Source organism: Pseudomonas sp. LB3P14 (assembly GCF_054898045.1).
Window position 1 is genome coordinate 3,760,102 of the sequence record NZ_CM142714.1, and the last position, 26,888, is coordinate 3,786,989.

Here is a 26,888-nt window from a genome sequence, read left to right on the forward strand (position 1 = left end):
TGATCGTTCCCACGCTCTGCGTGGGAATGCCTCAAGGGACGCTCCGCGTCCAGTGACGCGGAGCGTCACGGGCTGCATTCCCACGCAGAGCGTGGGAACGATCATCTCCTGGCCATTCTTGCCGTCCGTCCTTGCGGGGCACACTATTGAACATCCATAGCACAACCCGCTGAAGGAGTAGCTCAATGGAACATGCACTGAAGATTCTGGGTAAAGCCTCGTCAATCAACGTCAGAAAAGTCCTGTGGACCTGTGAGGAACTGGGTGTTGCCTACGAACGTGAGGACTGGGGCGGAGGTTTTGCATCGACCCACACGCCGGAGTTTCTCAGGCTCAATCCCAACGCACTGGTGCCCGTGATCATCGATGAGGCCGGCGTGCTGTGGGAGTCCAACACCATCTGCCGCTATCTGGCCGGTAAACACCAAAACACTGAACTGCTGCCGCACGAACCGGCGGCGCGCGCTCGGGTAGAGCAGTGGATGGATTGGCAGGCCACCGAACTCAATGCCTCCTGGAGCTACGCGTTCACAGCGTTGGTGCGCAAAGATCCGGAATTCCAGGACCCGCATCACATTGCCGCCGGTGTACGCGTCTGGAACCAGAAGATGGGCATCCTCGAGCATCAGCTCGCGACCACCAAAGCTTATGTCACCGGGCCACACTTCACGCTGGCGGACATCGTCATCGGGCTGTCGGTCAACCGCTGGTTGATGACACCGATGGAGCGCCCCGACTACCCCGCCATCGACGAGTACTTTCAACGATTGGCACAGCGCCCAGGATTCCTCAAACACGGCTGTAATGGCCTGGCTTGAGCGGCTCCCGCGCTACAAACAACTAAAATGTAAACATTCATTGCAATAACTGGGCGAATCTCGACGCAACGCCGTCGAGATTCACAATCATTCATTTCCGATAGCAGGCTAAGCTTCTCCAACTATAAGCATTGGATCAGCCCATGACTGCTCACTCCCCCGCCATTGCTCAACCCGACGGAATCGACCCCGTCCGCGCCGCGCAGATCTCCGCCCGTATCGATCGACTCCCCGCCGTCTCCACGATCTGGCGACTGGTGGCGCTGCTATCGATCGGTGGTTTTTTCGAGCTCTATGACTTGTTCCAGACGGCCTACATCAGCCCAGGGCTGATTCGCGACGGCATCTTCGTCACCGGCAGTCAGGGCGTGTTCGGCTTTTCCGATCAGGCCGCCTTCGCCTCGGCGACGTTTCTCGGGCTGTTCCTTGGCGCGAGTCTGTTGAGCCCGTTGGCCGACCGCTTCGGCCGACGCGCAATCTTCACCTTCGCGTTGATCTGGTACACCGTCGCAACCGTCGCAATGGGCGTTCAGAGTTCGGCACTGGGCATAATCTGCATGCGCTTTCTGGTGGGTATCGGGCTGGGCATCGAACTGGTGACCATCGATGCCTACCTCTCGGAACTGGTGCCCAAGCGCATGCGCAGTTCGGCATTTGCCTTTGCGTTTTTCGTACAGTTTCTGTCGGTTCCGGCGGTGGCGTTGATGTCGTGGTGGCTGGTGCCGCAAGCGCCGTTCGGTGTGTCCGGTTGGCGTTGGGTGGTGTTGGCGAGCGCGGTGTTTGCGCTGTTCATCTGGTGGCTGCGTTCGCGCTTGCCGGAGTCACCTCGCTGGTTGGCCCAACAGGGTCGGTTCGATGAAGCCAGCAAGATTCTCGATGGCATCGAAGCCCGCTGCGCGAAAGATCAGGGCAAGCCGCTGGATGAGCCGGAACTGGCGGCGGTGGATGTTCATGGCACGGGCCGTTTCGCCGATATCTGGCAGCCGCCTTATCGCCGTCGCGCGCTGATGCTTATCGTGTTTCATGTGTTCCAGGCCATCGGTTTCTTCGGCTTCGGCAACTGGTTGCCGGCGCTGCTCTCCGGCCAGGGCGTGAGCGTGACGCACAGCCTGATGTACGCGTTCATCATCACCCTCGCCTACCCGCTCGGGCCGCTGCTGTTCGTGAAATTCGCCAACCGCTTCGAGAACAAGTGGCAGATTGTCGGATCGGCCTTGGGTGCCATGACCTTCGGCACATTGTTCGCCCTGCAAACCAGCGCCTTCGGCCTGATCTTCTGCGGGGTGATGATCACCTTCTGCAACGCCTGGCTGAGCTTCAGTTATCACTCTTACCAAAGCGAATTGTTCCCGACCAACATCCGTGCGCGGGCGGTGGGGTTTTGTTATTCATTCAGTCGATTGTCGACGGTGTTCAGCAGTTTGCTGATCGGGATTTTCCTCGAACACTTCGGCACGCCGGGTGTGCTGGCGTTCATTGTCAGCAGCATGCTGATCGTGATGCTGACCATTGGCTGGTTCGGCCCGCGCACCCGTAACCTGGCGCTGGAAAACATCGCTCATCGCTGATCCGGGTCATTTCTCAGGGAGCATCCCCAACAACGCCTGCACCGCCGCCGAAGGTTGCTTGTTCGCAGCGGCCACCAAGGCAAATTCGCGATCGATACGCGGTTTGACCGGCATCACGCGCAGCCCCTGGCGCTGGCTCGGCAGTGTCATCTCCGGCACCAGCGTCACGCCGATGTTTTCCCGCACCAGGGTGAACGCACTGCTCCACTCGCGGACCTCGACCCGAACGTCGCGCAGCTGCAGCCCGGCATCGGTTGCCAGGCTGCGGGCGTTGGTCGAACAACCGCCCGTGGCCAGTACAAAAGGTTGCTCCGCCAACTCTGCCAGGGAAACCCCTTCTTCATTCGAGCGGCGAGCCAGCGCGTGGCCGCCGGGCACCACCGCCATCCAGGCATCACTGCCCAGGCGACCGGCATTGCGCTCAGGCGCCGGGTTCAACACCACGCCGACATCCACCAGCCCGGCGCCGAGCAGTGTTTCCACTTCATCGTCACTGACTTCCAGCGCGACCACCTGAATGCCGGGATAAAGCCGATTGAACTGACGCAGCAACGGTGGCAGGAAAGTCGCCAACACCATGGGGAAACTGGCCAGGCGGATCGTCCTGCGCTGAATATCTTTGGTGGCATCGACGCTGCTGCGGATGTTTTCCAAGGCACTCAGCATGGTTCTCGCGTGTTCGATGACAGACAGGCCGATCGCCGTCGGCAAGGTCTGGCGACTCTCCCGACTGAACAATTGAACGCCCAGGGTTTCTTCGATCAATGCCAAGGCCTGGCTGGCGCCGGACTGGGTCATGCCGACCCGCTCGGCAGCCCGGGTAATGTTGCCCGTGTCAGCCACTGCCACCACCATTCGCCAGTGCATCAGATTCATCATGGCAGTAGCTTTCCTTATGGCCGCTTTCTGAAAGATTAATTTTACCGAGGGTGCCGCGCACTATGACACTGGCGCAAACCCCCCAACCAGAGCCCTGTCGATGAAGTTGTATTACGCCCCACACGCCTGCTCGCTGGCGCCGCATATCGTGCTGCGCGAACTGGATTTGCCGTTCGAATTGATCCGCGTCGACAACACCACCAAGCGAACCGCAAGTGGTGAGGACTTCCTCACCATTAACCCCAAGGGCTACGTCGCGGCATTGCAATTGGACAATGGCCAAGTGCTGACCGAAGGCCCGGCGATCCTGCAATACCTGGCAGACCTGCGACCCGAAGCGAACCTGGCGGCAGCGAACGGGACGTTCGAGCGGGTGCGGTTGCAGGAGTGGCTGAATTTCGTATCAACCGAGATTCATGGCGGGCTGGGCTGGCTGTTCAGTTCGCAGTTCCCGGGTGAGGTAAAAGCGCTCATCAAAGAGAAACTGTTCAAGCGGTTTGTTGTGTTGAGCCAGACGCTGGAGCGGCAGGAATATTTGATGGCTGACGGGTTCAGCATTGCCGATGCGTATTTGTTTACGGTGTTGCGCTGGGCGCCCTTGTTTGCCATCGATTTGAATGAGTGGCCGGCGTTGGCGCGGTTTCAGGGGAGGGTGGATTCGCGGCCTGCCGTGAAGGCGGCGTTGGCTGCGGAGTTGGTGTAAGGCTGAAGATCGCTTCGCGGGCAAGCCTCGCTCCTACAGGGAAAGGTTGATCCAAATCGGGTGATCCACACAAATCCTGTAGGAGTGAGGCTTGCCCGCGAAAGCGATCTTCCTGACGCCGCTGAACTACAAACTCGCACTCACTTTGGTGGCCACTTCACCGGGAACCCAGCCCTTCCACACCTGCGGCTGATCACGCAAAAACGCTTCGGCCACCTGACGCGGTTGCAGGCGCTTTTCGCTCATCTGGCCGAGGGTCTGGTTCAGCAGATCGATCGGCAGGTCGACTTTTTCGAAGAACGCCACCAGGTCCGGGTACTGCGCCTTGAACGGCGCGGAGACACCGATCGCCAGGCTGGCCGGCATCGACCGAGTGCCCTTGGGATGCGGATTGTTGGCGTCGGCCAGGGTCTTCCAGGCTTCGGCGTCGAACGCCGGCTCGTCGAGTTTCACCAGTTTGAAACGCCCCAACAGCGGCGTCGGCGACCAGTAGTAGAACAGCACCGGTTTGCCACGACGGATCGACGAAGCCACCTCGGCATCCAGTGCGGCGCCAGAACCCGTGCGGAAGTTGACGAAGCTGCCGGTCAGGTCATAGGCCTTGAGTTTCTGACTGTTAACGATCTCCGAAGTCCAGCCGGTCGGGCTGTTGAGGAAGCGTCCACGGCTCGGGTCTTCCGGGTCGCGGAACACGTCCTTGTAGCGCGCCAGGTCGGCGACGGATTTCAGCTCCGGGGCCAGGGGTTTGATGCCGCGTTCGGGGTCGCCCTTGATCACGTATTCCGGCACCCACCAGCCTTCGGTGGCGCCTTTGACCGTGTCGCCCAGGCCAAACACTTTGCCTTCCGAGGCGGCTTTGACCCACGCCGGACTGCGCCCGGCCCACTCTTCACCGATCACTTGAATATCGTTCTTGGCCAGTGCCGCTTCGAGGCTGACGGTGCTGCCCGGCAAGGTATCGGTTGGGTAGCCGTAACCTTTCTCGACAATCAATCGCAGGATTTCGGTAATGAGGCTGCCGCTTTCCCAAGTGATGTCGCCGAAGTGAATCGGGGCGGTTTTTTCCGTTGCGGGAACGTGGGTAGCCACAAGGCTCAGGGCCAGCAGTGAACTGCCGAGCAGGGTTTTGATCGATCTCATGCGGACCTCCGGGTCAGGGAATTCAAGGGTTGGTTGGCGCTGTGCTGGGCACACAGGGCTTGGGAGCGAGTCATGTAATCGCTGACCGAGCGTTGGGAAATGCCCAATTCAGCGGCGATTTGCGGGTAGGTCAGACCGTCGATTCGCGACAACAGGAAGGTTGCCCGAACCTTGCCCGGCAAGCGCTCAAGCGTGCGGTCGAGGCCTTGCAAGGCTTGGGTCAGTTGCAGCCGTTCTTCGGGTGAGATCGCTTGATGCTGATCGAGGTGTTGCAACTGATCGAGGTGCTGACGTTCCAGATCGCGGCGCCGCCAGAGCTGGTAGATCAACCGATGGGCAATGGTGGTGAGCAAGGCGCGAGGTTCGCGGATCGGGGTCAGCCCCGGCGATTCGAGTAACTGTAAAAAGGTTTCGGCAGCGATGTCTTCGACGCTGGAACTGGCCCCTAGATGCCGACGCAACCGTGTGCACAGCCAGGGGTAATGCGCGCGGAATAATCCGCCCACGTCGTTGCGATGGGAAAGGTCGGTGCCGGACATAGAGGCTCCAAGGGTTAGGGGTCGCTGAATGTCCGGTGATCCGGTGACGCGATCCTAGCAAGGAGCCTTATTCGTTAAAAATACTTAAAAAGCATTTTTATATTCCATTAAGTACTATTTCAAAATCGTCAAGATCGCAGCCTCGCTTCGCTCGACGATTTTCTTGTAGCAGCTGTCGAGCGAAGCGAGGCTGCGATCTTTTGATTCTGCCTACCGTAATCGCCCAAACCCCAACGCCTCAGCCTCTTGCTGATAGTCGAGAACGATTTGATAGTCGCTTTCGCTGGCCGGCAGAACCTCTTGCAGGCCGAGAATTTCAACGACGTCGGGCAATTCTTGTAACGTCTTGTTCATCACCTGCCGAAGCGCCTCGGCCTGTTCATCGGTCACGGTGACAGCGGTGATGTACGGTAAAGTCGGACTGAACGCACTTCGAGCAACGACGCGCAGACCGGCCACTTCTTCTTCGGCGTGCCGCGCCAGATAGGCAAAGGTGACGCTGTCGATGGCCGCCAGGTCCGCGTTACCTTCACGCAACCAGCGCAGGCTTTCGCGGTGGCTGCCGCTGATACCGACACTGGCGAAGAACTGCCCCTCTCGATGCAGTTGCGCCAATCGGTGACGCAGCAGGTTCATGCCGCTGTTGGAATCTTCGCCATTGATCACGCCGCGGCTGTCACGAAAGGCCGGCAAGTTGCGCCGTGGATCATCGGCGCGACTCAGCAACAGGCTGCAATGATTGCCACCGTTGGCGTCCGGCAGTTCATAGCGCGGACGACCGATGACCCGGACCCGACCGCGCAATGCCGTCATCAGCGGATAGCCGCAGGTTTGGGTCAGCAGCAAGTGCGGGGACAGCCAGAGGTCCATCAGCGAAAGGCCCTCGGCGTTGCGGCGCATGGTACCCAGTTGCTCGAGGATTCGCGTCAGCCAGCGTTCGTTGGCCTGGCGGACCGGTTCGGGGGCGACGTACATCAAAAGTTCTGTGTAGGCTGAAGTCATTGGATTTCTCAACTGAACGGATGCCGCGGGCTGTCGATGGCCTTCACCCCGTGCCGGCGCCACAACTGGCCATAACCCTGCACCACAAACCCGCCGCTGCGCGCCAGCCATTGCTCGCGACGCGCGCGGTAGGCGCGGGGCAAGTCGTACCAGGGCAGCCCCGGCAAGTCGTGATGCACCAGGTGCAGGTTGAGGTTCAGGAACAGCCAGCGCCACGGCCAGGCGGCTTCGTTGATGACCGTCCTTTGCTCGGGCTCGGCGTGGGGACGGTGTTCATAGTAGGAGCGAATCATGGCAATCGATAGCGCCGGCACACTGATCAGCAACAGGTAATGCCAGATCGGCAGCACGCTGAAGCGGGCGATAAACAGCAACATCATCAGGGTCAAGGTGGCGTGGGTCAGCCACATCAACCAAGCCTGTCGCGACCCCGCACGCAAGCGTTGCAGTTCTTCCCGGGCCAGCGCCAGCAAGGCCAGTGGAGCGCCGAGGATGAAACGGCCCAGCACGGTTTTGTTCAGCCAGTGCAGGCCTTGTTCGAACAGTGAACTGCCCTGCCACTGCTCGGCGCTCAGGTAACGGCTTTCCGGATCGCGACCGGGAAGGGTCAGGTCTTCATCGCGGTGATGCAGCAAATGGCTGTCGCGATACAGGGTGTAGGGATACCAGACGGCGAACGGCGCGTAGCCGAGGATCTTGTTCAGCGATACCCAGCGGGTGGGATGACCGTGAAGCAATTCGTGCTGCACCGACAACCAGAGCACCACCAACGGAATCAACAACACTGTGCTCCACCACAGGCCCAACCAACCACTGTCCAGCACAATGCTGAACCAGCCGACGTACACGCCGATCAGCAGCAACCAGGTCGGCCACTCGGTACGAGCGGTCAGGCGTTGGCGCAGGGTTTCGATTTCTTCACGGTGGGCGGTATCGAAGTAATGGGGCATGGCGTTGCTCAGATCGGGGACCAGTCCCCTTCTGTGCAACGGCGCAGGGTTTTCTTGCAGATTATTTTGACGATCGTTCCCACGTCGAGGCGTCGAACCGCCTGCGTGGGAATGCCTCTAGGGACGCTCCGCGTCCAGTGACGCGGAGCGTCACGGGCTGCATTCCCACGCAGAGCGTGGGAACGATCAATCAATCAACGCGGGATCAATGACCGAACACATCCACCTTCTTGGCCTTCTTGTCGGCGCGCTTTTCATCGGCGGTTTTTGCCGGTTTCTTCTTTGCTGCTTTTTTTGAATCCATGCCTTTGGCCATGATACGTACTCCACTCATACGGGATGTGAGATCAGGTATACACCTATCGCTGCGCGCGCGTTCTTTTATAATCGCCCGCTTTGCGCACCGACAGTCGAAGACCATGCCCAACACCCAATACACCTTGCTCGCCGAGCCTTTATGGCCCTTGATGAACAAGTTTTATCGCGCTCACCAATCGTCGATGAAAGCGGTCCGCGACGCTCAACTCTGGGTGGCCAGGCGCGACGAGATCATTGGTGCACTGTGTTTGCGACCGGTGGCGGACGGGCATTGGCTGACGGGTTTGTTTGTCGATCCGGCCTGCCGTGAACAGGGCATCGCTGCGGCGCTGATCGCCGAGGCACTCAAGGACCTCGAAGGCCCGGTGTGGCTGTTTTGTCATCCAGACTTGCGCGGGTTTTATGAACGTCGCGGCTTTACCTTCGACCCGCCACTGCCCTACTCCATGGCCGAACGCTTGAGCCGTTATGCACGCAGCAAACCGATGATCGCCATGGGCTTAGAACCGCTGGTGAGGTCAACCGACGATAATGTGTGATCAATCAGAGATTGCCGCGTGCTAGCCTCGGGGTCGACTTCGACTTCTCAGGGACGTTCCATGAAACCTGCCCTTCTGGCTTTGACACTTACCGCCTTGCTCGCCCCCGCGTTGGGCCAGGCCGCCGACACTACGCCAGTGTCGGCCGAGCAATACGCCAAGGTGCTGGCAGGCACCTGGCGCGCACCGGAAAACGTGGCGCGTGACGGCTATCGTCATCCGCAGCAGAGTCTTCAGTTCTTTGGTTTGGCGCCGAACCAGACGGTCATTGAAATCACCCCGGGCAACGGTTGGTACAGCGAACTGCTGGCACCGCTGCTCAAGGACCACGGGCAGTATGTCGCCGCCGTTCAGGCGCCGACGGTCAGTGAGTACGCGCGCAAGAACGAGGAAAAGCTGAAGGCGAAATTCGCCACGGCCCCTGCGCAATACGCCAAGGCCCACGTGCTGGAGTTCGATCCTAAATCGCCGGTGCTGGGTCAACCCGGTTCGGCGGACACCGTCCTGACCTTTCGCAACGTGCACAACTGGGTGCTGGCGGACACTGCACCGCTGATGTTCGAGGCGTTCTTCAAGGTGCTGAAACCGGGCGGCGTGCTTGGGGTGGTCGATCATCGGGCCAAGGACGGGGCGTCGCTGGAAGACATCAAGCACAGCGGTTACCTGACCACCGATTACGTGGTGAAACTGGCGTCCGATGCGGGTTTCAAGCTTGAAGGTCAGAGCGAGATCAATGCCAACCCCAAGGACACCAAGGACTATCCAGAAGGCGTCTGGACGTTGCCGCCGACGTTGACGTTGGGCGAGAAGGATCGCGCGAAATATGTAGCGATCGGAGAGTCTGACCGGATGACGTTGCGGTTTGTTAAACCGGCCAAGTGATGCACTAAAGACCAATGAAGATCAAATGTGGGAGCGAGCTTGCTCGCGATGAGTCCCTGTCAGTCAACATTGATGTTGAATGTCAGTCCGCTATCGCGAGCAAGCTCGCTCCCACAGTGTTTTGTGATGAATTCAATCGTCGGCGTTGGGATCAAGATCCGGGAACATCACGTCGGTAAACCCGAATTTGCTGAAGTCACTGATGCGCGACGGGTATAACCGGCCGATCAGGTGATCGCATTCATGCTGCACTACCCGCGCATGAAACCCCGAGGCGATGCGCACGATCGGCTGACCTTTGGGGTCGAAACCTTCGTAACGAATGTGCTGATAGCGATCCACCGCGCCGCGCAGACCGGGCACCGACAGGCAGCCTTCGAAACCCTCTTCCAGCGTCGGGCTCAAGGGCGTAATCAGCGGGTTGATCAGAATCGTCTGCGGCACGGCCTCGGCATCCGGATAGCGCTCGCTGTGCTCGAAACCGAAGATCACCAGTTGCAGATCGACGCCGATTTGCGGTGCAGCCAGGCCAACGCCACCGACGCTTTCCATGGTCTGGAACAGGTCGTCGATCAGTTGCCACAGCTCGGGGCTGTCGAACATTTCGGCGGGCACCGGCGGGGCAATGCGCAGCAGGCGTTCGTCGCCCATTTTCAGAATTTCACGGATCATTTGATGACTTCGTCAGTGGTCGGCTTGATCGAGTGATCCCGACCCAGTCCCGACACGTGGTGTTTTTGTTCGTGGCTGTGCTCGCCGGGGACTTTTTCGCCTGGGTCCTTGCCTTCGGTCGACATGTGTTCGATCACGGCATTCATCTCGGCGCCCAGCAACAACACAGCGGCGGAAATATAGAAGTACAGCAACAGCACGATGATCGCACCGATACTGCCATACATGGCGTTGTAATTAGCGAATTCCTTGACGTACAGACCGAAGCCCACGGAGGCCAGGATCCACACCACCACCGCCAGCACCGAACCCGGCGTGATAAAGCGAAATTCCTGTTTGACGTCGGGCATGACGTAATAAATCAGCGCCACTGCCACCATCAGCAAAATCACCACCACCGGCCATCGCACGATGGTCCAGAGGGTGACGATGAAGTCTTCAAGGCCGACTTGCGAGGCAATCCAGCCCATCACCTGCGGTCCGAGCACCATCAGCGCGGCGGCGACCAACAGCATGCCGGCGATGCCGACCGTGTAGATGATCGACAGCGGAAAACGCTTCCACGCGGGCCGGCCTTCGACCACGTCATAGGCGGCGTTCATCGCGCTCATCATCAGCCGCACACCCGCAGATGCGGTCCACAGGGCAATCACGATACCGACCGACAGCAGGCCACCCTTGGATTGCTGGAGCTGGTCAATGACCGGGTTCACCTGTTCCAGCGCCTGGGGCGGCAGCACCAGTTCTGACTGCAGGCGCAGCCAGGAGAAGAAGTCCGGGAGGTGCAGGAAACCGATCAGGGCGATCAGGAACAGGATGAAGGGAAACAGCGAAAACAGCATCTGATAGGCCAGCGCCGAGGCATAGGTCGACATCTCGTCGTCGACGAACTCGGTGACCGTGCGCACCATGACCTGGTGCAGGCGCAAACCTTTCATGTGAGGAAAAAACATTAGCGTCTCCTTTCGCCGCAAAATTTAGTCGAAATCGTGGCGACTCAGGGGCCGTTTTCTACATCAAAGTAGCCTACTTGGCGACTTTGAAACAATTTCCTTGTGCAAGTTCAGACTGACACAAAAACGGCCATCCGCGGATGGCCGTTTCTGACACTCTTTAAAGGCCGGATCACGCCTTGTCGATGCCTTTCTTAATCGCATCCTTAGCTTTGCCGACCGCTTGCTGGGCTTCGCCTTTCTTTTCCTGCACGACGCCTTCGGCGCGCATCTTGTCGCTACCGGTGGCCTTGCCGACGCCTTGCTTGACGTTGCCGGCGGCTTCGTTGGCCATGCCTTTTACTTTATCGCCAGTGCTGCTCATGGTGTTTCTCCTGTGAACAATTTAACGGGAAAGTCGTTACACAAAGATTGACCGGAGGCGTTTGCGCGGAGTTTCATTTATTTTCACAGCGACATTTCATCGTTCAATGCAGGTTGGGCTTTATGTTTGTCGACCAACCCCCGAGAATGCGCAACGTATTCAGGCCATGGCGCTGAAGATCCAATCCCGTAGGAATGTTATGAAACTCGATAAAAAGCAGGCCATTGCCCGCAGAAACCAGGAACTTGGCGGTGCTGTGCTTGGCGTCAATAACTGCCATTTCACCGAATTGAACCGCAACCGCAACATCTGGTGGTTCGATATTCCGGTCGCGCGCCTGGCCATTGGTCAGTACGAATGGGTTCATCTGCTGATGCACACGCCGGACACCGACGAACTGCTGCACCTGAAAGTGCCGACGGTGTTCCTGCGCGAGAAGCTCGAAGGTCTGGTGGTGCGCAACGAAGGCAAACGCAAAGCGGCCTTGAGCCTGGAACTGAGCGCCGACAAGGACTCGTACCTCCAGGACATGCGCCCGACCGGGACCAACGTCAATTTCGCGCAGTTCCGCCTCTAAGTAGATCGTTCCCACGCTCCGCGTGGGAATGCCGCCACGGACGCTCCGCGTCCGATGCTGGGACGCAGAGCGTCCCGGGCTGCGTTACCACGCAGAGCGTGGGAACGATCAGTCAGGCAACAAAAAGCCCCGCATCTGCGGGGCTTTTGTTTGTTACGCGCCTACTTTCTTCACGCCGAGCTTCTTCAGCTCCTCGTCGCGCAACTCGCGGCGCAGGATCTTGCCGACGTTGGTGGTCGGCAGCGCATCGCGGAACTCCACGGAGCGCGGAACCTTGTAACCGGTGACGTTGGCGCGCATGTGCTCCATCACCTGCTCCTTGGTCAGTGTCACGCCCGGTTTGGCAACGATGAAGATCTTGATCGCCTCGCCCGACTTTTCGTCCGGCACGCCGATGGCTGCGCATTGCAACACGCCCGGCAGGGTCGCAAGCACGTCTTCCAGTTCATTCGGGTACACGTTGAAACCGGAGACCAGGATCATGTCTTTCTTGCGATCGACAATGCGCATGTAACCGTCAGGCTGGATCAGCGCAATGTCACCGGTCTTCAACCAGCCTTCGCTGTCGAGGATTTCATCGGTGGCTTCCTGACGCTGCCAGTAGCCCTTCATGACTTGCGGACCTTTCACACACAGCTCGCCGATTGCGCCCAACGGCTGTTCCACGCCGGCATCGTCGGTGATTTTGCACAGGGTGGACGGAACCGGAATACCGATGGTGCCGATCTGGATGTTCTGGATTGGATTGACGGTGGCCACCGGGCTGGTTTCGGTCATGCCGTAACCTTCGCAGATGGCGCATCCGGTGACCGCTTTCCAGCGTTCGGCGGCAGCCAGTTGCAGGGCCATGCCACCGGACAGGGTGACTTTCAGCGCCGAGAAGTCCAGCTTGCGGAAACCTTCGTTGTTGCACAGGGCGACGAACAGCGTATTGAGCCCGACGAAACCGCTGAACTTCCACTTCGACAGTTCCTTGACCATCGCCGTCAAATCGCGCGGGTTGCTGATCAGCACGTTGTGGTTGCCGATCAGCATCATCGCCATGCAATGAAAGGTGAACGCATAGATGTGGTACAGCGGCAGCGGTGTGATCAGGATCTCGCAGCCTTCATTAAGGTTGGAACCCATCAGCGCCTTGCACTGCAGCATATTCGCCACCAGGTTGCGATGGGTCAGCATCGCGCCCTTGGCCACGCCGGTGGTGCCGCCGGTGTATTGCAGCACGGCAACGTCGCTGCTGGCCGGGTTGGCTTCAGCCACTGGCTGGCCATGGCCTTTGCTCAGCACGTCGTTGAACTTGATGGCCTTGGGCAAGTGATACGCCGGGACCATCTTCTTCACATACTTGATGACGCTGTTGACCAGCAGACGCTTGAGCGGGGGCAGCAGGTCGGCCACTTCGGTGACGATCACGTGCTTGACGCCGGTTTTCGGCACGACGTTCTGGGCCAGGTGCGCCATGTTGGCCAGGCAGACCAGGGCTTTGGCACCGGAGTCGTTGAATTGGTGTTCCATTTCCCGCGCGGTGTACAGCGGGTTGGTGTTGACCACGATCAGCCCGGCACGGATGGCACCGAAGACGGCGACCGGGTACTGCAACACGTTGGGCAGTTGCACGGCGATTCGATCGCCCGGCTTCAAGTCGGTATGCTGTTGCAGGTAAGCTGCAAAGGCACCGGACAATTCGTACAGTTCACCGTAGGTGATTGTCTTGCCCAGGTTGCTGAATGCCGGCTTGTTGGCAAAGCGCTGGCAGGATTGCTTCAACACCGCCTGAATATTCGGATACTCGTCCGGATTGATGTCGGCAGCAATCCCGGCAGGGTACTTATCCTTCCAAAAGTCTTCGATCATGGAAGCCCACTCCTCAGCAACGCGAATTCATCACCGCATTTGATGCGATTATTATTGGTGTTTGTTCATTGGTGTTTCTTTGTTGGTGAGTCTGGCTTTTACCTAGGCCGAGAAGTCACAAAGCGCGCCGAGAGTAGCAGCTTTGCCAAGGGTCGACTAGAGCCAAAAGCAGCCTCTACAGTCACATTTGTGACTCTTGAATATTTAATAGTCATTTTTAGAGCAAAAATTCTATACCGCCTTGGAAGCCCCGTATTTTGGGCCCTCCCCCCTTAAAAGCTTCGCGGGCAAGCCTCGCTCCTACAGGTTTCGCGTCGTTCACTTACGTAGTGAACAACACTAACCTGTAGGAGCGAGGCTTGCCCGCGATCGCGCGAAGCGCGGCCATTCAACGATCAGGCGATATCACGCAACTCCCGCCGCAATATCTTGCCCACCGGCGTCATCGGCAACGACTCACGCAAGACGATGTGCTTGGGTACTTTGTACGCCGTGAAGTTCTCCTTGCAGTAAGCCTTCAGCTCTTCGAGGCTGACACCCGATTCACGGGCCACCACAAACAGCTTTACCGCCTCCCCCGAACGCTCATCCGGCACACCGATCACCGCGCAGTTGGCGACTTTCGGGTGAGCCATCACCACGTCTTCGATCTCGTTCGGGTACACGTTGAAGCCCGAGACAATGATCATGTCTTTCTTGCGATCGACGATGCGCACAAAACCGTCCGGGTCGATCACCGCAATGTCACCGGATTTGAACCAGCCCTCGGCATCCAGCACTTCGTCGGTGGCTTCGGGTTTCTGCCAGTAGCCCTTCATGATCTGCGGGCCCTTGATGCACAATTCGCCGCGCTCGCCCAAGGGCTGCTCGACGCCTTCATCGTTGATCACCTTCAGCGTGGTGCCCGGCACCGGCAGGCCGACTGTACCGATGCGCGATTTGTCGCCGTAAGGGTTGGTGCAGGCCACTGGCGAGGTTTCGGTCAGGCCGTACCCTTCAGTGATGCGGCAACCGGTGAGCTGTTCCCAGCGCTCGGCGGTGGCCTTGACCAACGCGGTGCCGCCGGAGTTGGTGAGTTTGAGGCTGGAGAAATCCAGGGTCTTGAAGTCCGGATGGTCCATCAACGCGACGAACAGCGTGTTGAGCCCAAGCAACGCCGAGAAACGCCAGTTCTTCAGTTCCTTGATGAAGCCGCCGATGTCCCGTGGATTGGTGATCAGCACGTTGTGGTTGCCGGTCACCATCATGCACATGCAATTCGCCGTGAAGGCATAGATGTGGTACAGCGGCAGCGGCGCGATCATCACCTCCTGCCCTTCGCGCAGGAGCGGCTGACCGTCTTTGCCGAACTGACCCAGGCACGCCCGCGCCTGCTGCATGTTCGCGACCAGGTTGCCGTGGGTCAGCATCGCACCCTTGGCCAGCCCGGTGGTGCCGCCGGTGTATTGCAGCACGGCGATGTCGTTGAGGCCGGCATTCAGCGGCTTGATCCCCAGGCCCCGGCCCAGACGCAGCGCGCTCTTGAAGGAAATCGCCTGCGGCAAGGAATACGCCGGGACCATCTTCTTGACCTTGCTCACCAGGGTATTGACCAGCCAGCCCTTGGCGGCGGGCATCAGGTCACCCATCTTCGCTTCGATCAGGTACTGGATGTCGGTGTCGGGCAGCACCTCCTGGATTTTCTGCCCGAACATGTTCAAGTACACCAGCGCCCGGGCACCGGAGTCCTTGAACTGATGACGCATCTCCCGCGCGGTGTACAGCGGGTTGGTGTTGACCACGATCAGCCCGGCGCGCAGGGCACCGAACACGGCAATCGGGTAATGCAGGACGTTGGGCATCTGCACCGCGATGCGATCCCCAGGCACCAGGTCGGTGTGGGCTTGCAGGTAACCGGCGAACGCTGCGCTGTAGCGTTCCAGTTCGGCGTAGGTCAGGGTGACGCCCATGTTGCTGAATGCCGGGCGGTCAGCAAATTTCTTGCAGGAACGCTCGAACACCTCGATCACCGACTTATAGGCCCCTTGGTCGATGTCCAGGGGCACGCCGGCCGGGCGTTTGTCATTCCAGAAATCAGGTTGCATTGTTTTTGTCCTCTTTACCTGAACCTATCCGGGGCCGCTTTTCTGTCCTTTCTCTCTCATCCCTCAAAAAGCAGAAAGCGAAAAGCGGGGCTTCACGGACACTAGCAGCTATGGCGAATCAGGCAAATATGCGCACGGGCGTCATTGACCGTGTGAATCTTGGTGCCGTGGCGTGGCCTGATCAGACGGCACGCTATGGATGCGCTATACAATGCAACGACGCCCATGCCACATGCAGCCCTATGCAAAGGAATCGCCATGATCCACGACACTTTCTGGCTGACCGCGAGTGACCGCAGCCGCCTTTTCGTTAACCAGTGGCTGCCAACAGCACCACTCAAGGCAGTGATCCTGTTGGCCCACGGCATGGCGGAACACAGTGGTCGCTACGCCCGTCTGGCGGAAAAACTCTGCGATCAGGGTTACGGCGTCTATGCACCGGATCTGCGTGGACATGGCAAAACTGCCGAAAACGGGACACTCGGCTATTTCGCCGACAACGATGGCTGGGGCAAAGTGGTGGGTGACCTGGCCTGCCTCAATCAGCACATCGGCCAACAACATCCAGGCAAGCCGATCGTGCTGCTCGGCCACAGCATGGGCAGCTACATCGCCCAGGCCTATCTGCTGCATCACAGCGCCAGCCTGCACGGAGCCGTTCTCAGCGGTTCGAACTTCCAACCGGTGGCGCTCTATCGCGCGGCGCGGCAGATTGCGCGCCTAGAACGTTTGCGCCAAGGCCCGAAAGGTCGCAGCGCGCTGATCGAATGGCTGTCGTTCGGTTCGTTCAACAAGAAATTCAAACCGGTACGCACCCAGTTCGACTGGCTCAGCCGCGATCCGGCGGAGGTCGATCTGTATGCCAACGACCCGCTCTGCGGCTTTCGCTGCACCAATCAGCTATGGATCGATTTGCTCGGTGGGTTGCAGCAAATCAGCAAAGCGTCCAATCTCGCTCAGATTGATCCGGGCCTGCCGTTGCTGGTGATTGGCGGTGAATGTGATCCGGTGAGCGAAGGCAAACGTCTGAAAGATCTGGCCCATGCGCTGCGCGAGGCCGGCAGCCGGAGCCTGCAACTGACTATTTACCCGCAGGCACGGCATGAACTGTTCAACGAGAGCAACCGCGATGAAGTGATCAATGATGTGTTGAGCTGGATCGCCCAGGCGCTGAGCCATCGTCGGCCACCCAGATCGGAATAGTTTTTTTGTGGATTTTTTATTCGTCACAGGAATTGAAACAGATGACCCAGGTTACCAACACCCCTTACGAAGCCCTTGAAGTCGGCCAGACCGCCAGCTACAGCAAGACGGTCGAGGAGCGCGACATTCAGTTGTTCGCCGCGATGTCCGGCGATCACAACCCGGTGCACCTGGACGCTGAATTCGCCGCCAGCACCATGTTCAAGGAGCGCATCGCTCACGGCATGTTCAGCGGTGCGCTGATCAGTGCTGCCGTTGCCTGCGAATTGCCTGGGCCGGGGACTATTTATATCAGTCAACAGATGAGCTTTCAGAAGCCGGTGAAGATTGGCGACACACTGACCGTGCGTCTGGAGATTCTCGAGAAGCTGCCGAAGTTTCGTGTGCGGATTGCCACTCGCGTGTTTAACCAGCGTGATGAGTTGGTGGTGGATGGTGAGGCGGAGATTCTGGCGCCGCGTAAGCAGCAGACGGTGACGTTGCCTAAGCTGCCGGCAATCAGCATCGGCTGATCGCCTGACACTGATCGTTCCCACGCTCCGCGTGGGAATGCCGCCCCGGACGCTCTGCGTCCAGCCGTTATGTGACGCGGAGCGTCACTGGATGCATTCCCACGCGGAGCGTGGGAACGATCACTGTGAACCCTCCTGCACCTGCACACTCGCCGTCATCCCCGAACTCAAATTAATCCCTTCCGGCAACTTATCAATTTTGATCCGTACCGGAATCCTCTGCGCCAGCCTCACCCAGTTAAACGTCGGTTCCACCTCCGCCAACAACTGCCCATCCGGCGTGGTATTGCGATCAGTAATCCCGCGACTGATGCTTTCCACATGCCCCTGCAACGCTTCGCCCGCGCTCATCAACCAGACCTTCACCGGGTCGCCGACGCGAATCCGTGGCAGTTTGGTTTCTTCGAAATACGCCTGCACATAAAAAGTCGAATCGTCGATCAACGCCATCACCGACTGCCCGGCATTCACGTAATTGCCTTCGGCCAGTCGCAGGTTGGTGATGTGGCCGCTGCGGGGCGCGTGAACCTGGCTGCGGGCGAGGTTGAGTTCAGCGACCTTGGCTTCGGCCTGAGCTTCGCGCAGTTCGCCACGGGCGATGCCGGCGTTGATTTGCGCGTTCTCACGCAACTCGGCGCTGATTGCCTGCGGCCCGAGGGCAGCACGGCGGCTGGCTTCGCGTTCACGCAGGTTGAGTTGCTGCTGGCGTGTCTGGACCACCGCTTGAGCTTTCTCCAGCGCGGCTTCGAAACGATCGCGGTCGATGCTCAGCAATAAATCGCCGGCCTTGACCTGCTGGTTATCAAAAGCCTTGAGTTCACGCACCCAACCCGAGACGTCCGGGGCGATCACCACCACGTCGGCGCGAATCCGCGCGTCCCGGGTCCATGGGGTGAGCATGTAGTACTGCCACAATTGGAAGCCGGCAAAGATCGCCACTGCCACCAGGGCCAGGGTCACCGCGACACGTAGGGGTGTACGCATTTTCAACTCCTTATAAAGGTCCGAGGACGACGGTGATCAGGGTCAATACACAGACGTACAAGGCGCAATCAAACAATGCTTCGTGCCAGATCCAACGGCCCACCGGCGTCAGGCGCAAGAGCATGCGCAAGGCCCCGGTCACGAGCAGCGCCAGCAGCACATAAATCAGAAACGGACTGAGCAGCACGCCGCCCACCGACCACTCACGCAAGCCCATGGCTGTGCTCCTGTTGACGGCACCAGGCGCGCCAGCTGCTTTGCAATTGCAGCACCGCGCCTTGGGCCAGTTTCACCGCATCGCTGGGGGGCAACGCATACAAGGTCTTCAAGAATGCTTCACTCGGTGGAGCCAACGCCTCGGCGCGACTGCCGGCCGGGCCTTGCTCGAGGATTTTTTCCAGCTGTTCGAGATAACGCCGCTGAGCCGTGATCGGCAGCGGCGCCACCGCCAGGCTCAAACGTAAATGCAGCAATTCATCGCCGATATCCAAGCCAAGCAAGCCATCGTCCCAGCGGCTGCGCACCGGTTCCGGCAACTCGGGATAGTGCCGCGCCAGTTGCAGCAAGCGGTCGGCCATGCGCCCGCCAAACCAGCTTTCGGCACCGCGCAGATTGCACCGTGTCAGGCGTACCAGATCGTCGAGGGTCGCCGCCAGCAAGCGTCGGCCATGCCACGCCGGGTCGCGCAGGATCAACAAATGGAACGCCAGCACGGCGGCGCCAACACCGACCACGATGGATTGAGCGCTGTTGAAGAACGTCGCGACATCGAATTTCATCGCGTTGAGCGGCGAGACCAGCACGATGAAGTGCAGACAAAATGAGGTCGCCGTCGCACCGATCTGCGGTTTGGCCATGCCCAGTGCGCCGAGGAACAACGGCACGCCCATGCCCATGCACAGCAATGCAAAACCACTCCATTGCGGCAGCAGAATCTGCCCGACGATAAACGCGGCCGGAATCGCCAGGAAGATCCCGCGCATAAAACTCATGCCGATCTGCGCACCGTTCTCGCGGCTGGCAAACAGACTACACACCACGCACGTCAACAGCAGCGCGCCGGAGGCAGCGGGCCAGGCGGTCGCCAACCAGAAGCACGAGACCACCAGAAACGCCAACGCACTGCGGGCACCAAACACCAGCGCCAATGGCAGGTCTCGGTGCGGTGTCAGGGTTCGTGGCGGGTCGACCGTTTCCTTGCCCTCCTCAACGGCGTTCAACGCGGCGCCGGCCGCCATGGCGGTATCGAGCAACAAGGTGAAACGAGCCAGGCAGTAACTCTGTGCGGAGCTAATGTGCGGGTCGTGGGAAGCGTCGAGCAAGCTCGGGCGCAGTGCTTGCAGGGTCGCGGTATCCGGGCTGTTGAGCGCCTCTTGGACCTCGGTCATCCAAGGCAACAGTTGCTCGGCTTCCTGGGGTTCCAATTGCTTCCATTGACGGCGCGCCGAACGGGCGATGCGCAGCAGCATCAACAGCTTTTGGCTCAAGCCGCTGATCGCGCGTGCTCGTTGCCGCCCCAGGCTTCCTTCAAACCAGGCATGTTCGCGCTGGGCATCGACAGCGACGATTTTCCCGAGGATTTCCAGCAAGCCTTTACGCGCCTGACCATCACCGGCCAGGGTCGCACGCGCAGCGTTCATGCCGCTTTGCCACGCCGCCCGCGCCTGATCCGCCAATTGCCGTTCGACCCGCATCGGCCAGAGCAGCGCACTGGCGGCGGTGGCGCAAAGTATGCCCAGGCAGATTTCCGTGCAGCGAGCCACGGCCTGATCGAACACGGTCAGAGGATGGGTGATGGCCGGCAACGCGATGATCGCCACCGTATAACCTGCCAGCACGAATGAATAAGACCAGGCGCTGCGCAGCAGGGTCGAACTCGCCGTACACAGCCCCAGCCATAACGCCAATGCCAACAAAAACAGCCAAGGCGTCTGGGCGAACAACCCCATGAACACCACTGACATGATTGTCCCGACCAACGTACCCAGCAATCGCGCCAGGCCCTTCTGTACCACCATCCCGGACAAGGGCTGGGCGACGATGAACGCCGTCATCAACGCCCATGCCGGTTGCTCCAGGCCCCAGCGCAATGCCAGCCAAAGTGCCAGGCCTCCACCGATCAAGGTCTTGATCGCGAACTGTAAGGCGCGGCGGTCAGGCGCGAACAAAGCCTGCAAAGTGATAGGCACGTAATGGACTCTTGGAAAGACGATTTAACGATAGTCGGGTTCGGTTCAGTCACTTGAAGAACAAATTATTAGCTAGCTAACTATCATCCGTCCAGTGCTAATTCCCGGACACAAAAAAACGCCAGACTGGCTGGCGTTTTTGACAGACAACGAACGCTTACGAGCGTGCGCGAGCCTGGTTACGCAGGGCTTTTACCTGATCGTGATTGCGTTGGACGCCGTGGTACTGACGCTCAACCAGGTCACGGATGCCCACCAGGTTGTATTTGTTGATTTTTTCCATGGCTTCTTTGTAAGCCTTCAGCGCATGGTCTTCACCCCGTTCGGCTTCGTTCAACACGGCCTCTTCATCCTTGCCGGTGAACATCGCTTTGACGTCGACCCAGCGACGGTGCAAGTCACCACTGACACTGGTGGAGGTTTCCGGATCGCCGCCTAGTGAACGCACCTGCGCTTGCAGTTCGGAAGCCGCAGTGGCGCAGTCGGCGGAACGCTGCATGAACAGCGATTTCAGTTCTGGATGTTTGATGTCTTCAGCGCAAGTCTTGAACCCTTCCTGACCGTCTTTACTGGTTTCAATCAGGTCGTTGAGTACAGAGATGGCTTCTTTATTCATGTCGGTCATTTTCAATTCCTCACGGGTTGATGAAAGATGCAATAGCTACTGCACCCTGCATGCCAGCTTTGAATTGACAACTTATTCCTTATATTTCAACTAGTTACCGTTTTACACAAAATCTGTATCCGCTTTTTTTGCATGATCTGTCATTTGGCCTGCATGCAGAATGCCTGTATTTTCCAGACTGTTTGAATCAAGACGACTAATTGATGAACCCTGAAAAGCTCGAACTGCTAGTCACCCGTGAAATGCCCTTCGGCAAATATAAGGGCCGGATCATTGCCGACCTCCCCGGCCAATACCTGAACTGGTTCGCTCGAGAAGGATTCCCCCATGGCGAACTCGGCGGCCTGCTGGCCTTGATGCAGGAAATCGATCACAACGGCCTGTCGGAGTTGCTCGAGCCGCTACGCGCCAAACATGGCAAACCTGCCCCGCGCCATTGAAATTGCAAAACCGAAGCCAGGCCCCTGATTGAGTAGACCCATGCCCGATAACACCCGCCGCGCCCGTGATGAACAATTCTGGAAGACCTTTGCCGACCGCTACGCTGTCGAACCCGGGCCCATCAACCTGGAAAACGGTTACTTCGGGCGTATGTCCCGCACCGTGGTCGAGGAGTATCAGCGCAACATCGAACTCATCAACCGCAGCAACTCGGTGCACGTGCGTCAGCGCTTTGAACAGGGCGAAAGCCTGGAGATCCGCGCGCAGCTTGCCGAGCTGGTTGGGGTTCCAGCCGAAACCATCGCCCTCACCCGCAACGCTTCGGACGGTCTGCAATCGCTGATCCGAAACTACAATCAGCTTCAACCGGGCGATCAGGTGCTGATGTGTGATCTGGAATACGACACGGTCAAAGGGGCAATGCGCTGGCTGGCGCGTAATCGCAGCGTCGAGGTGATCGAAATCGAGCACCCGCACCCCGCCAGTTTCGACAGTTTGCTGGCCACTTACCGCGAAGCCTTCGTGCGTTATCCGCGACTCAAACTGATGGCCCTGACCCACGTTACCCATCGCACCGGGTTGGTCATGCCAGTTCAGGCGATCGCTGCGGCCGCCAAAGAGCACGGCATCGACGTGATCCTCGACGGTGCCCATGCACTCGGCCAGATCAAATTCAATCTCGATGAACTGGGCATCGCCTTTGCTGGCTACAACCTGCACAAATGGCTCGGTGCGCCGCTGACCCTGGGCTTCATTTACATCGCCCCCGAGCGCCTGGCCGACATCGACCCGGACATGGGCGAGATGCATTTCCCGATCACCGACATTCGCGCCCGCACCCCGTACAGCACACCCAACATCCCGGCGATGCTGACCCTGCCACTGGTGTTCGAGGAACATCGGACCATGGGCGGTTCCGCCGCCAAGGGTGCTCGGCTCAATTACCTGCGCAACCGGTGGGTGAGCGCGGTGCGCGAATTGCCGGGGATCGAAGTCATGACCCCGGACGACCCGCGACTGTATTGCGGCATCACTTCGATGCGCTTTACCCGGCATGCCGATCAACAGGCGATGGTCGAGCGCCTGCTCAAGGACTACAACCTGTTTACCGTGGCGCGCAGTGGTGCCGCGAGTGGTCCGTGCATTCGCATAACGCCGGGGCTCACCACCACGGCTGCAGACATGGATTTACTGGCCCGGGCGCTGACCGAACTGCGCTGACGTCACACAGTGTACTTGTCGAAGTCCTTGGGCTTGATCTGCGTCGACACCGCGAACGTGTCGATAGCGATGGTCATGTGCCCGAAAAAGCCGTCTTCATTCGAGTCTCGACCCAGGGTGTGAACGTTGAGGGTCGAGGCTTTGCCACCCATGCTTTCATAGAAAAAGTCTTGATCGTTGGTCAGCGGCGAGACGAATCGACCGCGGTACTCCCTGGCGTTGAGTACCGAGCGCGAGGCCACCTCGGGAAAATAAAGCTGACCGACCCAGGCGACATGCCGCTCTTCCAGATAGTTATTGCCTTCCATAATGCGTACGACGACGTGAATGTGCAGTGCACGGCCGGCATAGAACCCCGGATAGATCGTGGTAAACCGCACAACGCCTTTTTTGTCCGTGAATTGCCCACCACGCAAGTAGGTGTCGTCGTCGGTGCGCGGGATCGAGCCGATGTCATCGACGTCGACTTCCTTATCCGGATTGACCTTGCTCCAGCCCGAATACGCACCGCGTGCATTGCAATGCCAGATATCCACCAGAGCATCAGTCACCGGTTGACCGGTCATGGCATCGATGATCGTCAGCCGCAATACCAAGGGAATGCCATCGGCACCTTCGCTGATATTTCGTCTGATCAATTTCGGATTTCGAAAATACGGACCGGCGATCTGTTCGGGTGACAGCTGGTAAACCGGGGGGGCGGGTGTAATCGGGGTCTTGTCGTCCATGACGTTCTCTCTTCCATAAGATGAACGCAGGCTAGCATTGGCCGAAATTCGGTATGCGGTAACTATGTATCGCATGATGTCCTTGTGGGAGCGAGCCTGCTCGCGAATGCGGAGGCACATCCAACCTATAGGTGACTGTCACACCGCTTTCGCGAGCAGGCTCGCTCCCACAGGGTTTTTTGCGGGCAAAAAAAAACGGTGCACCGACCAAGCGCACCGTAAAGCCGTAGAACACACAACGAAGTGTTTGGTATAGCCGATCAGTCCAGCAGCGCCAGTGCCTCGGCGGTGCATTCCTGAATGCGGGCCCAGTCGCCGTTCTTGATCCACTCAGGATCAAGCATCCAGCTACCGCCCACGCACATCACGTTTTTCAACGCCATGTAGCTCTTGATGTTGGCCGGGCTGACGCCGCCAGTCGGGCAGAATTTCACTTCGCCGAACGGGCCGCCGAGGGCTTTGATGGCCGCGACACCGCCGCTGACTTCCGCCGGGAACAGCTTGAAGCGGCGATACCCCAGGCCATAACCTTCCATGATGCCGGAGGCGTTGCTGATGCCCGGCAACAGCGGAATCGGGCTGCCGACGCTGGCTTCCAGCAGGTCACGGGTGATGCCCGGCGTGACGATAAATTGCGAACCGGCCGCTTCGGCAGCCGCCAGCATGTTGCGATCCAGCACAGTACCGGCACCGGTCACCAGTTCCGGGCGTTGCTCGCGCAGAATCTGGATAGCCTTGAGGCCGAACTGTGAACGCAGGGTCACTTCCAGGGCTGTCAGGCCACCGGCCGCGAGTGCATCGGCCAGCGGCAGGATGTCCTGCTCGCGAGCAATGGTGATCACCGGCAGAATCCGCGCCTTGGCGCAGAGGCTGTCGATCAGGGCAACTTTGTCCGCCATGGAAACGGTCGGGGATGTGTTTGTCATAGCGGCTGATCCTTGGTTCATGGGCACCAGTAAATCTCTAACGTAGGTTGCAGAAACGCGCGAATCGGCATGGCGGCGACATCGTCACCGGCCAATGCGGCACTCAAGGTGGTCAGCTTGGACTGACCGGAAATCGATAGAACGGTGTACTTGGCCGAGGCCAGAAGCGCGCGACTCATGGTCAGGCGTTGATGCGGCACGGTCGGCGCCAGCATCGGGTAGCAATGACGTGTGCCGTCGGCTTTCAACGCATCGCTCAGGTTCGGACTGTTGGGAAACAACGAGGCCGTGTGGCCGTCGTCGCCCATGCCCAGCACCAGCACATCAATCGGCGGCAACTCGGCGAGCAAACGGTCGGCCTGCTCGGCTGCCTGTTCAAGGTTGGCGGTGGCGCTGTACAGACTCAGGAATTTAGCCTTGGCCGCCGGACCTTGCAGCAGATAGCGCTTGAGCAGACCGGCATTGCTGTCGGCGTGCTCTACCGGCACCCAGCGCTCGTCGGCCAGGGTCACGACGACCTTGGACCAGTCCAGCGTCTGCTTGGCCAAGTGCTGGAAAAACGCCACCGGGCTGCGTCCACCGGAAACCACCAAGGTCGCGGTGCCGCGCGCGTCGATCGCGTCACTCAGTTGCTTGGCCACATTCAGCGCCAGGCCTTCGGCCAGCAGCACCGGGCTCTTGAACTCATGGGCGCTGACGCCCTGAGGCAGTTTCAATTCAGATATCGCCATACCACGACCTCCCATCCCGCGTGATCAGAGCAATGGAGCTCATCGGTCCCCAGGACCCGGCCGCGTACGGCTTGGGCGCATCACCGGATTTTTTCCACCCGGCGATCAACTGGTCACACCACTTCCACGCGGCTTCGATTTCATCTTTACGGACAAACAGGTTCTGATTGCCGCGCATCACTTCCAGCAACAACCGCTCGTAGGCATCGGGAATCCGTGCGCTGCGATAAGTGTCGGAAAAATTCAGCTGCAACGGACCGCTGCGCAGCTGCATGCCCTTGTCCAGGCCTTGTTCTTTTGTCATCACGCGCAAGGAAATACCTTCGTCCGGTTGCAGGCGGATAATCAGCTTGTTGCTGATTTGCAGGCGCTGCTCGGGAGCGAAGATGTAGTGGGACGGTTCCTTGAAGTGGATGACGATCTGCGACAGCTTCTGCGGCATGCGCTTGCCGGTACGCAGGTAAAACGGCACGCCGGCCCAACGCCAGTTGCGGATATCGGCACGCAGCGCAACGAAGGTTTCGGTGTCGCTCTGGGTGTTGGAATTCGGCTCTTCCAGGTAACCGGGGACCGATTTTCCTTCGCTGTAACCCGCGATGTACTGACCACGCACCACCTGAGTGGTCAGGCCTTCCGGGCTGATCGGCGCCAGCGCCTTGAGCACTTTGACTTTCTCGTCACGGATGCTGTCGGCGGACAGGTCGGCCGGCGGGTCCATGGCGATCAGGCAGAGCAGTTGCAGGAGGTGATTCTGGATCATGTCCCGCAGCTGACCGGCCTTGTCGAAGTAACCCCAGCGACCTTCGATCCCGACCTTCTCGGCCACGGTGATTTCCACGTGGGAGATATAATTCTGGTTCCACTGGGTTTCGAACAGGCTGTTGGCGAAACGCAGGGCGATCAGGTTCTGGACGGTTTCTTTGCCCAGGTAGTGGTCGATGCGGTAGGTGCGGTTCTCCGGGAAGAACTGCGCCACGGCGTCGTTAACCTTGCGCGAGGATTCCAGGTCCGAACCAATGGGTTTTTCCAGCACCACGCGGGTGTTTTCGGTCAAACCGACCTTCGACAGGTTCTCGCAGATCGCGCCGTAAACGGCTGCCGGTGTCGCGAAGTAGGCTATCACTCGCTGGGCGCTGCCAGCCATTTCGGCCAGGGCGACGTAATCGTCAGCCTTGAGGAAGTCGACGTGCAGGTAACTCAGGCGGGCCAGAAAGCGTTCGACCACGGCTTCGTCCAGCTCTTTGGCGACGAGGTAGCGACGCAGCTCGGAGGCGATGAACGCCAAATGCTGCTGCTCGCTGCCAGGCTCACGGGCCAGCGCGATAATTCGCGTGTCCTCGTGCAAGAGGCCTGCGCCATCGAGTTGATAAAGGGCAGGAAACAGCTTGCGCAGGGCCAGATCGCCGAGGGCGCCGAACAAGGCAAAGGTGCACGGTTCAACCGTAATCGAAGGCATGATGTTTGTTCTTTTATCAAGTTAAGCTAC

General features: G+C 59.1%; 28 protein-coding genes. 10 read left to right on the plus strand and 18 right to left on the minus strand.

Annotation, left to right across the window (positions count from 1 at the left end):
* Positions 1-185 precede the first annotated feature (185 nt).
* Positions 186-818, plus strand: coding sequence for a glutathione S-transferase family protein (locus ACYZT5_RS17480; RefSeq protein WP_462046672.1), 633 nt, complete (start codon positions 186-188; stop codon positions 816-818).
* 143 nt (positions 819-961) lie between these two features.
* Complete coding sequence (locus tag ACYZT5_RS17485) at positions 962-2,386, plus strand: MFS transporter (protein WP_462046673.1); 1,425 nt, start codon at positions 962-964, stop codon at positions 2,384-2,386.
* Between the two features lie 6 nt (positions 2,387-2,392).
* Here ACYZT5_RS17485 and ACYZT5_RS17490 read toward each other — a convergent pair whose 3' ends face one another.
* Complete coding sequence (locus ACYZT5_RS17490) at positions 2,393-3,265, minus strand: LysR family transcriptional regulator (protein WP_462046674.1); 873 nt, start codon at positions 3,263-3,265, stop codon at positions 2,393-2,395.
* Between the two features lie 100 nt (positions 3,266-3,365).
* Here ACYZT5_RS17490 and gstA point away from each other — a divergent pair, with 100 nt between their 5' ends.
* Entirely contained in the window at positions 3,366-3,968 is a 603-nt protein-coding gene (gene gstA, locus ACYZT5_RS17495) for a glutathione transferase GstA (protein ID WP_462046675.1), read from the plus strand.
* 126 nt (positions 3,969-4,094) lie between these two features.
* On the opposite strand, the gene ACYZT5_RS17500 is transcribed toward gstA, so the two are convergent.
* The 4 genes from ACYZT5_RS17500 to ACYZT5_RS17515 all read right to left on the minus strand — a co-directional run bounded on the left by ACYZT5_RS17500 (position 4,095) and on the right by ACYZT5_RS17515 (position 7,599).
* Positions 4,095-5,108 carry an ABC transporter substrate-binding protein gene (locus ACYZT5_RS17500; protein ID WP_462046676.1) on the minus strand — a complete coding sequence of 338 codons (1,014 nt, stop codon included), beginning with the start codon at positions 5,106-5,108 and terminating at the stop codon, positions 4,095-4,097.
* Positions 5,105-5,647, minus strand: a complete 543-nt coding sequence (locus ACYZT5_RS17505; protein ID WP_462046677.1) for a sigma-70 family RNA polymerase sigma factor — start codon at positions 5,645-5,647, stop codon at positions 5,105-5,107. The genes ACYZT5_RS17500 and ACYZT5_RS17505 overlap by 4 nt, the downstream gene beginning before the upstream one ends.
* A gap of 210 nt (positions 5,648-5,857) precedes the next feature.
* Positions 5,858-6,649 carry a phosphate/phosphite/phosphonate ABC transporter substrate-binding protein gene (locus ACYZT5_RS17510; RefSeq protein ID WP_462046678.1) on the minus strand — a complete coding sequence of 264 codons (792 nt, stop codon included), beginning with the start codon at positions 6,647-6,649 and terminating at the stop codon, positions 5,858-5,860.
* Positions 6,650-6,657: 8 nt separating this feature from the next.
* Positions 6,658-7,599 carry a fatty acid desaturase gene (locus ACYZT5_RS17515; protein WP_462046679.1) on the minus strand — a complete coding sequence of 314 codons (942 nt, stop codon included), beginning with the start codon at positions 7,597-7,599 and terminating at the stop codon, positions 6,658-6,660.
* 419 nt (positions 7,600-8,018) lie between these two features.
* Here ACYZT5_RS17515 and ACYZT5_RS17520 point away from each other — a divergent pair, with 419 nt between their 5' ends.
* Both ACYZT5_RS17520 and ACYZT5_RS17525 read left to right on the plus strand, forming a co-directional pair.
* The gene (locus ACYZT5_RS17520) at positions 8,019-8,456 is read left to right on the plus strand and encodes a GNAT family N-acetyltransferase (RefSeq protein ID WP_462046680.1); all 438 of its coding nucleotides are present in this window, start codon (positions 8,019-8,021) and stop codon (positions 8,454-8,456) included.
* Positions 8,457-8,516: 60 nt separating this feature from the next.
* On the plus strand, positions 8,517-9,338 hold the full coding sequence (locus ACYZT5_RS17525) for a class I SAM-dependent methyltransferase (RefSeq protein ID WP_462046681.1): 822 nt from the start codon (positions 8,517-8,519) through the stop codon (positions 9,336-9,338).
* Between the two features lie 132 nt (positions 9,339-9,470).
* Here ACYZT5_RS17525 and def read toward each other — a convergent pair whose 3' ends face one another.
* From def to ACYZT5_RS17540, 3 genes are all read right to left on the minus strand, one after another.
* Entirely contained in the window at positions 9,471-10,010 is a 540-nt protein-coding gene (def, locus tag ACYZT5_RS17530; RefSeq protein WP_462046682.1) for a peptide deformylase, read from the minus strand.
* Entirely contained in the window at positions 10,007-10,963 is a 957-nt protein-coding gene (locus ACYZT5_RS17535) for a YihY/virulence factor BrkB family protein (protein ID WP_462046683.1), read from the minus strand. The genes def and ACYZT5_RS17535 overlap by 4 nt, the downstream gene beginning before the upstream one ends.
* A 172-nt stretch (positions 10,964-11,135) precedes the next feature.
* Positions 11,136-11,327 (minus strand): CsbD family protein, encoded by a 192-nt coding sequence (locus ACYZT5_RS17540; RefSeq protein WP_282377261.1) that lies wholly within the window; start codon positions 11,325-11,327, stop codon positions 11,136-11,138.
* A 199-nt stretch (positions 11,328-11,526) separates the two neighbouring features.
* Between ACYZT5_RS17540 and ACYZT5_RS17545 the strand changes: the two genes are divergently transcribed.
* Entirely contained in the window at positions 11,527-11,904 is a 378-nt protein-coding gene (locus tag ACYZT5_RS17545; protein WP_462046684.1) for a hypothetical protein, read from the plus strand.
* A 153-nt stretch (positions 11,905-12,057) separates the two neighbouring features.
* Here ACYZT5_RS17545 and fadD1 read toward each other — a convergent pair whose 3' ends face one another.
* Together fadD1 and fadD2 are read right to left on the minus strand one after the other, a co-directional pair.
* The gene (gene fadD1, locus ACYZT5_RS17550; RefSeq protein WP_462046685.1) at positions 12,058-13,758 is read right to left on the minus strand and encodes a long-chain-fatty-acid--CoA ligase FadD1; all 1,701 of its coding nucleotides are present in this window, start codon (positions 13,756-13,758) and stop codon (positions 12,058-12,060) included.
* Positions 13,759-14,153: 395 nt separating this feature from the next.
* Entirely contained in the window at positions 14,154-15,842 is a 1,689-nt protein-coding gene (gene fadD2, locus ACYZT5_RS17555; RefSeq protein WP_462046686.1) for a long-chain-fatty-acid--CoA ligase FadD2, read from the minus strand.
* A 258-nt stretch (positions 15,843-16,100) separates the two neighbouring features.
* On the opposite strand from fadD2, the gene ACYZT5_RS17560 reads away from it, so the two are divergent.
* Positions 16,101-17,045, plus strand: coding sequence for a lysophospholipase (locus ACYZT5_RS17560; RefSeq protein WP_462046687.1), 945 nt, complete (start codon positions 16,101-16,103; stop codon positions 17,043-17,045).
* A 41-nt stretch (positions 17,046-17,086) separates the two neighbouring features.
* The gene (locus ACYZT5_RS17565) at positions 17,087-17,557 is read left to right on the plus strand and encodes a MaoC family dehydratase (RefSeq protein ID WP_462046688.1); all 471 of its coding nucleotides are present in this window, start codon (positions 17,087-17,089) and stop codon (positions 17,555-17,557) included.
* A 120-nt stretch (positions 17,558-17,677) separates the two neighbouring features.
* Here ACYZT5_RS17565 and ACYZT5_RS17570 read toward each other — a convergent pair whose 3' ends face one another.
* From ACYZT5_RS17570 to ACYZT5_RS17585, 4 genes are all read right to left on the minus strand, one after another.
* On the minus strand, positions 17,678-18,541 hold the full coding sequence (locus ACYZT5_RS17570) for an efflux RND transporter periplasmic adaptor subunit (RefSeq protein ID WP_462046689.1): 864 nt from the start codon (positions 18,539-18,541) through the stop codon (positions 17,678-17,680).
* Between the two features lie 10 nt (positions 18,542-18,551).
* Positions 18,552-18,758: a DUF1656 domain-containing protein gene (locus ACYZT5_RS17575; RefSeq protein ID WP_008151119.1), complete on the minus strand. Its 207-nt coding sequence runs from the start codon at positions 18,756-18,758 to the stop codon at positions 18,552-18,554.
* The gene (locus ACYZT5_RS17580) at positions 18,745-20,730 is read right to left on the minus strand and encodes an FUSC family protein (RefSeq protein WP_462046690.1); all 1,986 of its coding nucleotides are present in this window, start codon (positions 20,728-20,730) and stop codon (positions 18,745-18,747) included. Before ACYZT5_RS17580 ends, ACYZT5_RS17575 begins: the two co-directional genes overlap by 14 nt.
* 157 nt (positions 20,731-20,887) lie before the next feature.
* Positions 20,888-21,355, minus strand: coding sequence for a ferritin-like domain-containing protein (locus tag ACYZT5_RS17585; RefSeq protein ID WP_462046691.1), 468 nt, complete (start codon positions 21,353-21,355; stop codon positions 20,888-20,890).
* Positions 21,356-21,558: 203 nt separating this feature from the next.
* On the opposite strand from ACYZT5_RS17585, the gene ACYZT5_RS17590 reads away from it, so the two are divergent.
* Positions 21,559-21,795 (plus strand): DUF3820 family protein, encoded by a 237-nt coding sequence (locus ACYZT5_RS17590; RefSeq protein ID WP_128870220.1) that lies wholly within the window; start codon positions 21,559-21,561, stop codon positions 21,793-21,795.
* 40 nt (positions 21,796-21,835) lie between these two features.
* Positions 21,836-23,017, plus strand: a complete 1,182-nt coding sequence (locus ACYZT5_RS17595; protein ID WP_462046692.1) for an aminotransferase class V-fold PLP-dependent enzyme — start codon at positions 21,836-21,838, stop codon at positions 23,015-23,017.
* A gap of 2 nt (positions 23,018-23,019) precedes the next feature.
* On the opposite strand, the gene ACYZT5_RS17600 is transcribed toward ACYZT5_RS17595, so the two are convergent.
* The 4 genes from ACYZT5_RS17600 to zwf all read right to left on the minus strand — a co-directional run bounded on the left by ACYZT5_RS17600 (position 23,020) and on the right by zwf (position 26,858).
* Positions 23,020-23,745, minus strand: coding sequence for an intradiol ring-cleavage dioxygenase (locus ACYZT5_RS17600; protein WP_462046693.1), 726 nt, complete (start codon positions 23,743-23,745; stop codon positions 23,020-23,022).
* 260 nt (positions 23,746-24,005) lie between these two features.
* Positions 24,006-24,671 carry a bifunctional 4-hydroxy-2-oxoglutarate aldolase/2-dehydro-3-deoxy-phosphogluconate aldolase gene (locus ACYZT5_RS17605; RefSeq protein ID WP_462046694.1) on the minus strand — a complete coding sequence of 222 codons (666 nt, stop codon included), beginning with the start codon at positions 24,669-24,671 and terminating at the stop codon, positions 24,006-24,008.
* 17 nt (positions 24,672-24,688) lie between these two features.
* Positions 24,689-25,402 (minus strand): 6-phosphogluconolactonase, encoded by a 714-nt coding sequence (pgl, locus tag ACYZT5_RS17610; protein ID WP_462046695.1) that lies wholly within the window; start codon positions 25,400-25,402, stop codon positions 24,689-24,691.
* Entirely contained in the window at positions 25,389-26,858 is a 1,470-nt protein-coding gene (gene zwf / locus ACYZT5_RS17615; protein ID WP_462046696.1) for a glucose-6-phosphate dehydrogenase, read from the minus strand. Before zwf ends, pgl begins: the two co-directional genes overlap by 14 nt.
* Between the last annotated feature and the right edge of the window lie 30 nt (positions 26,859-26,888).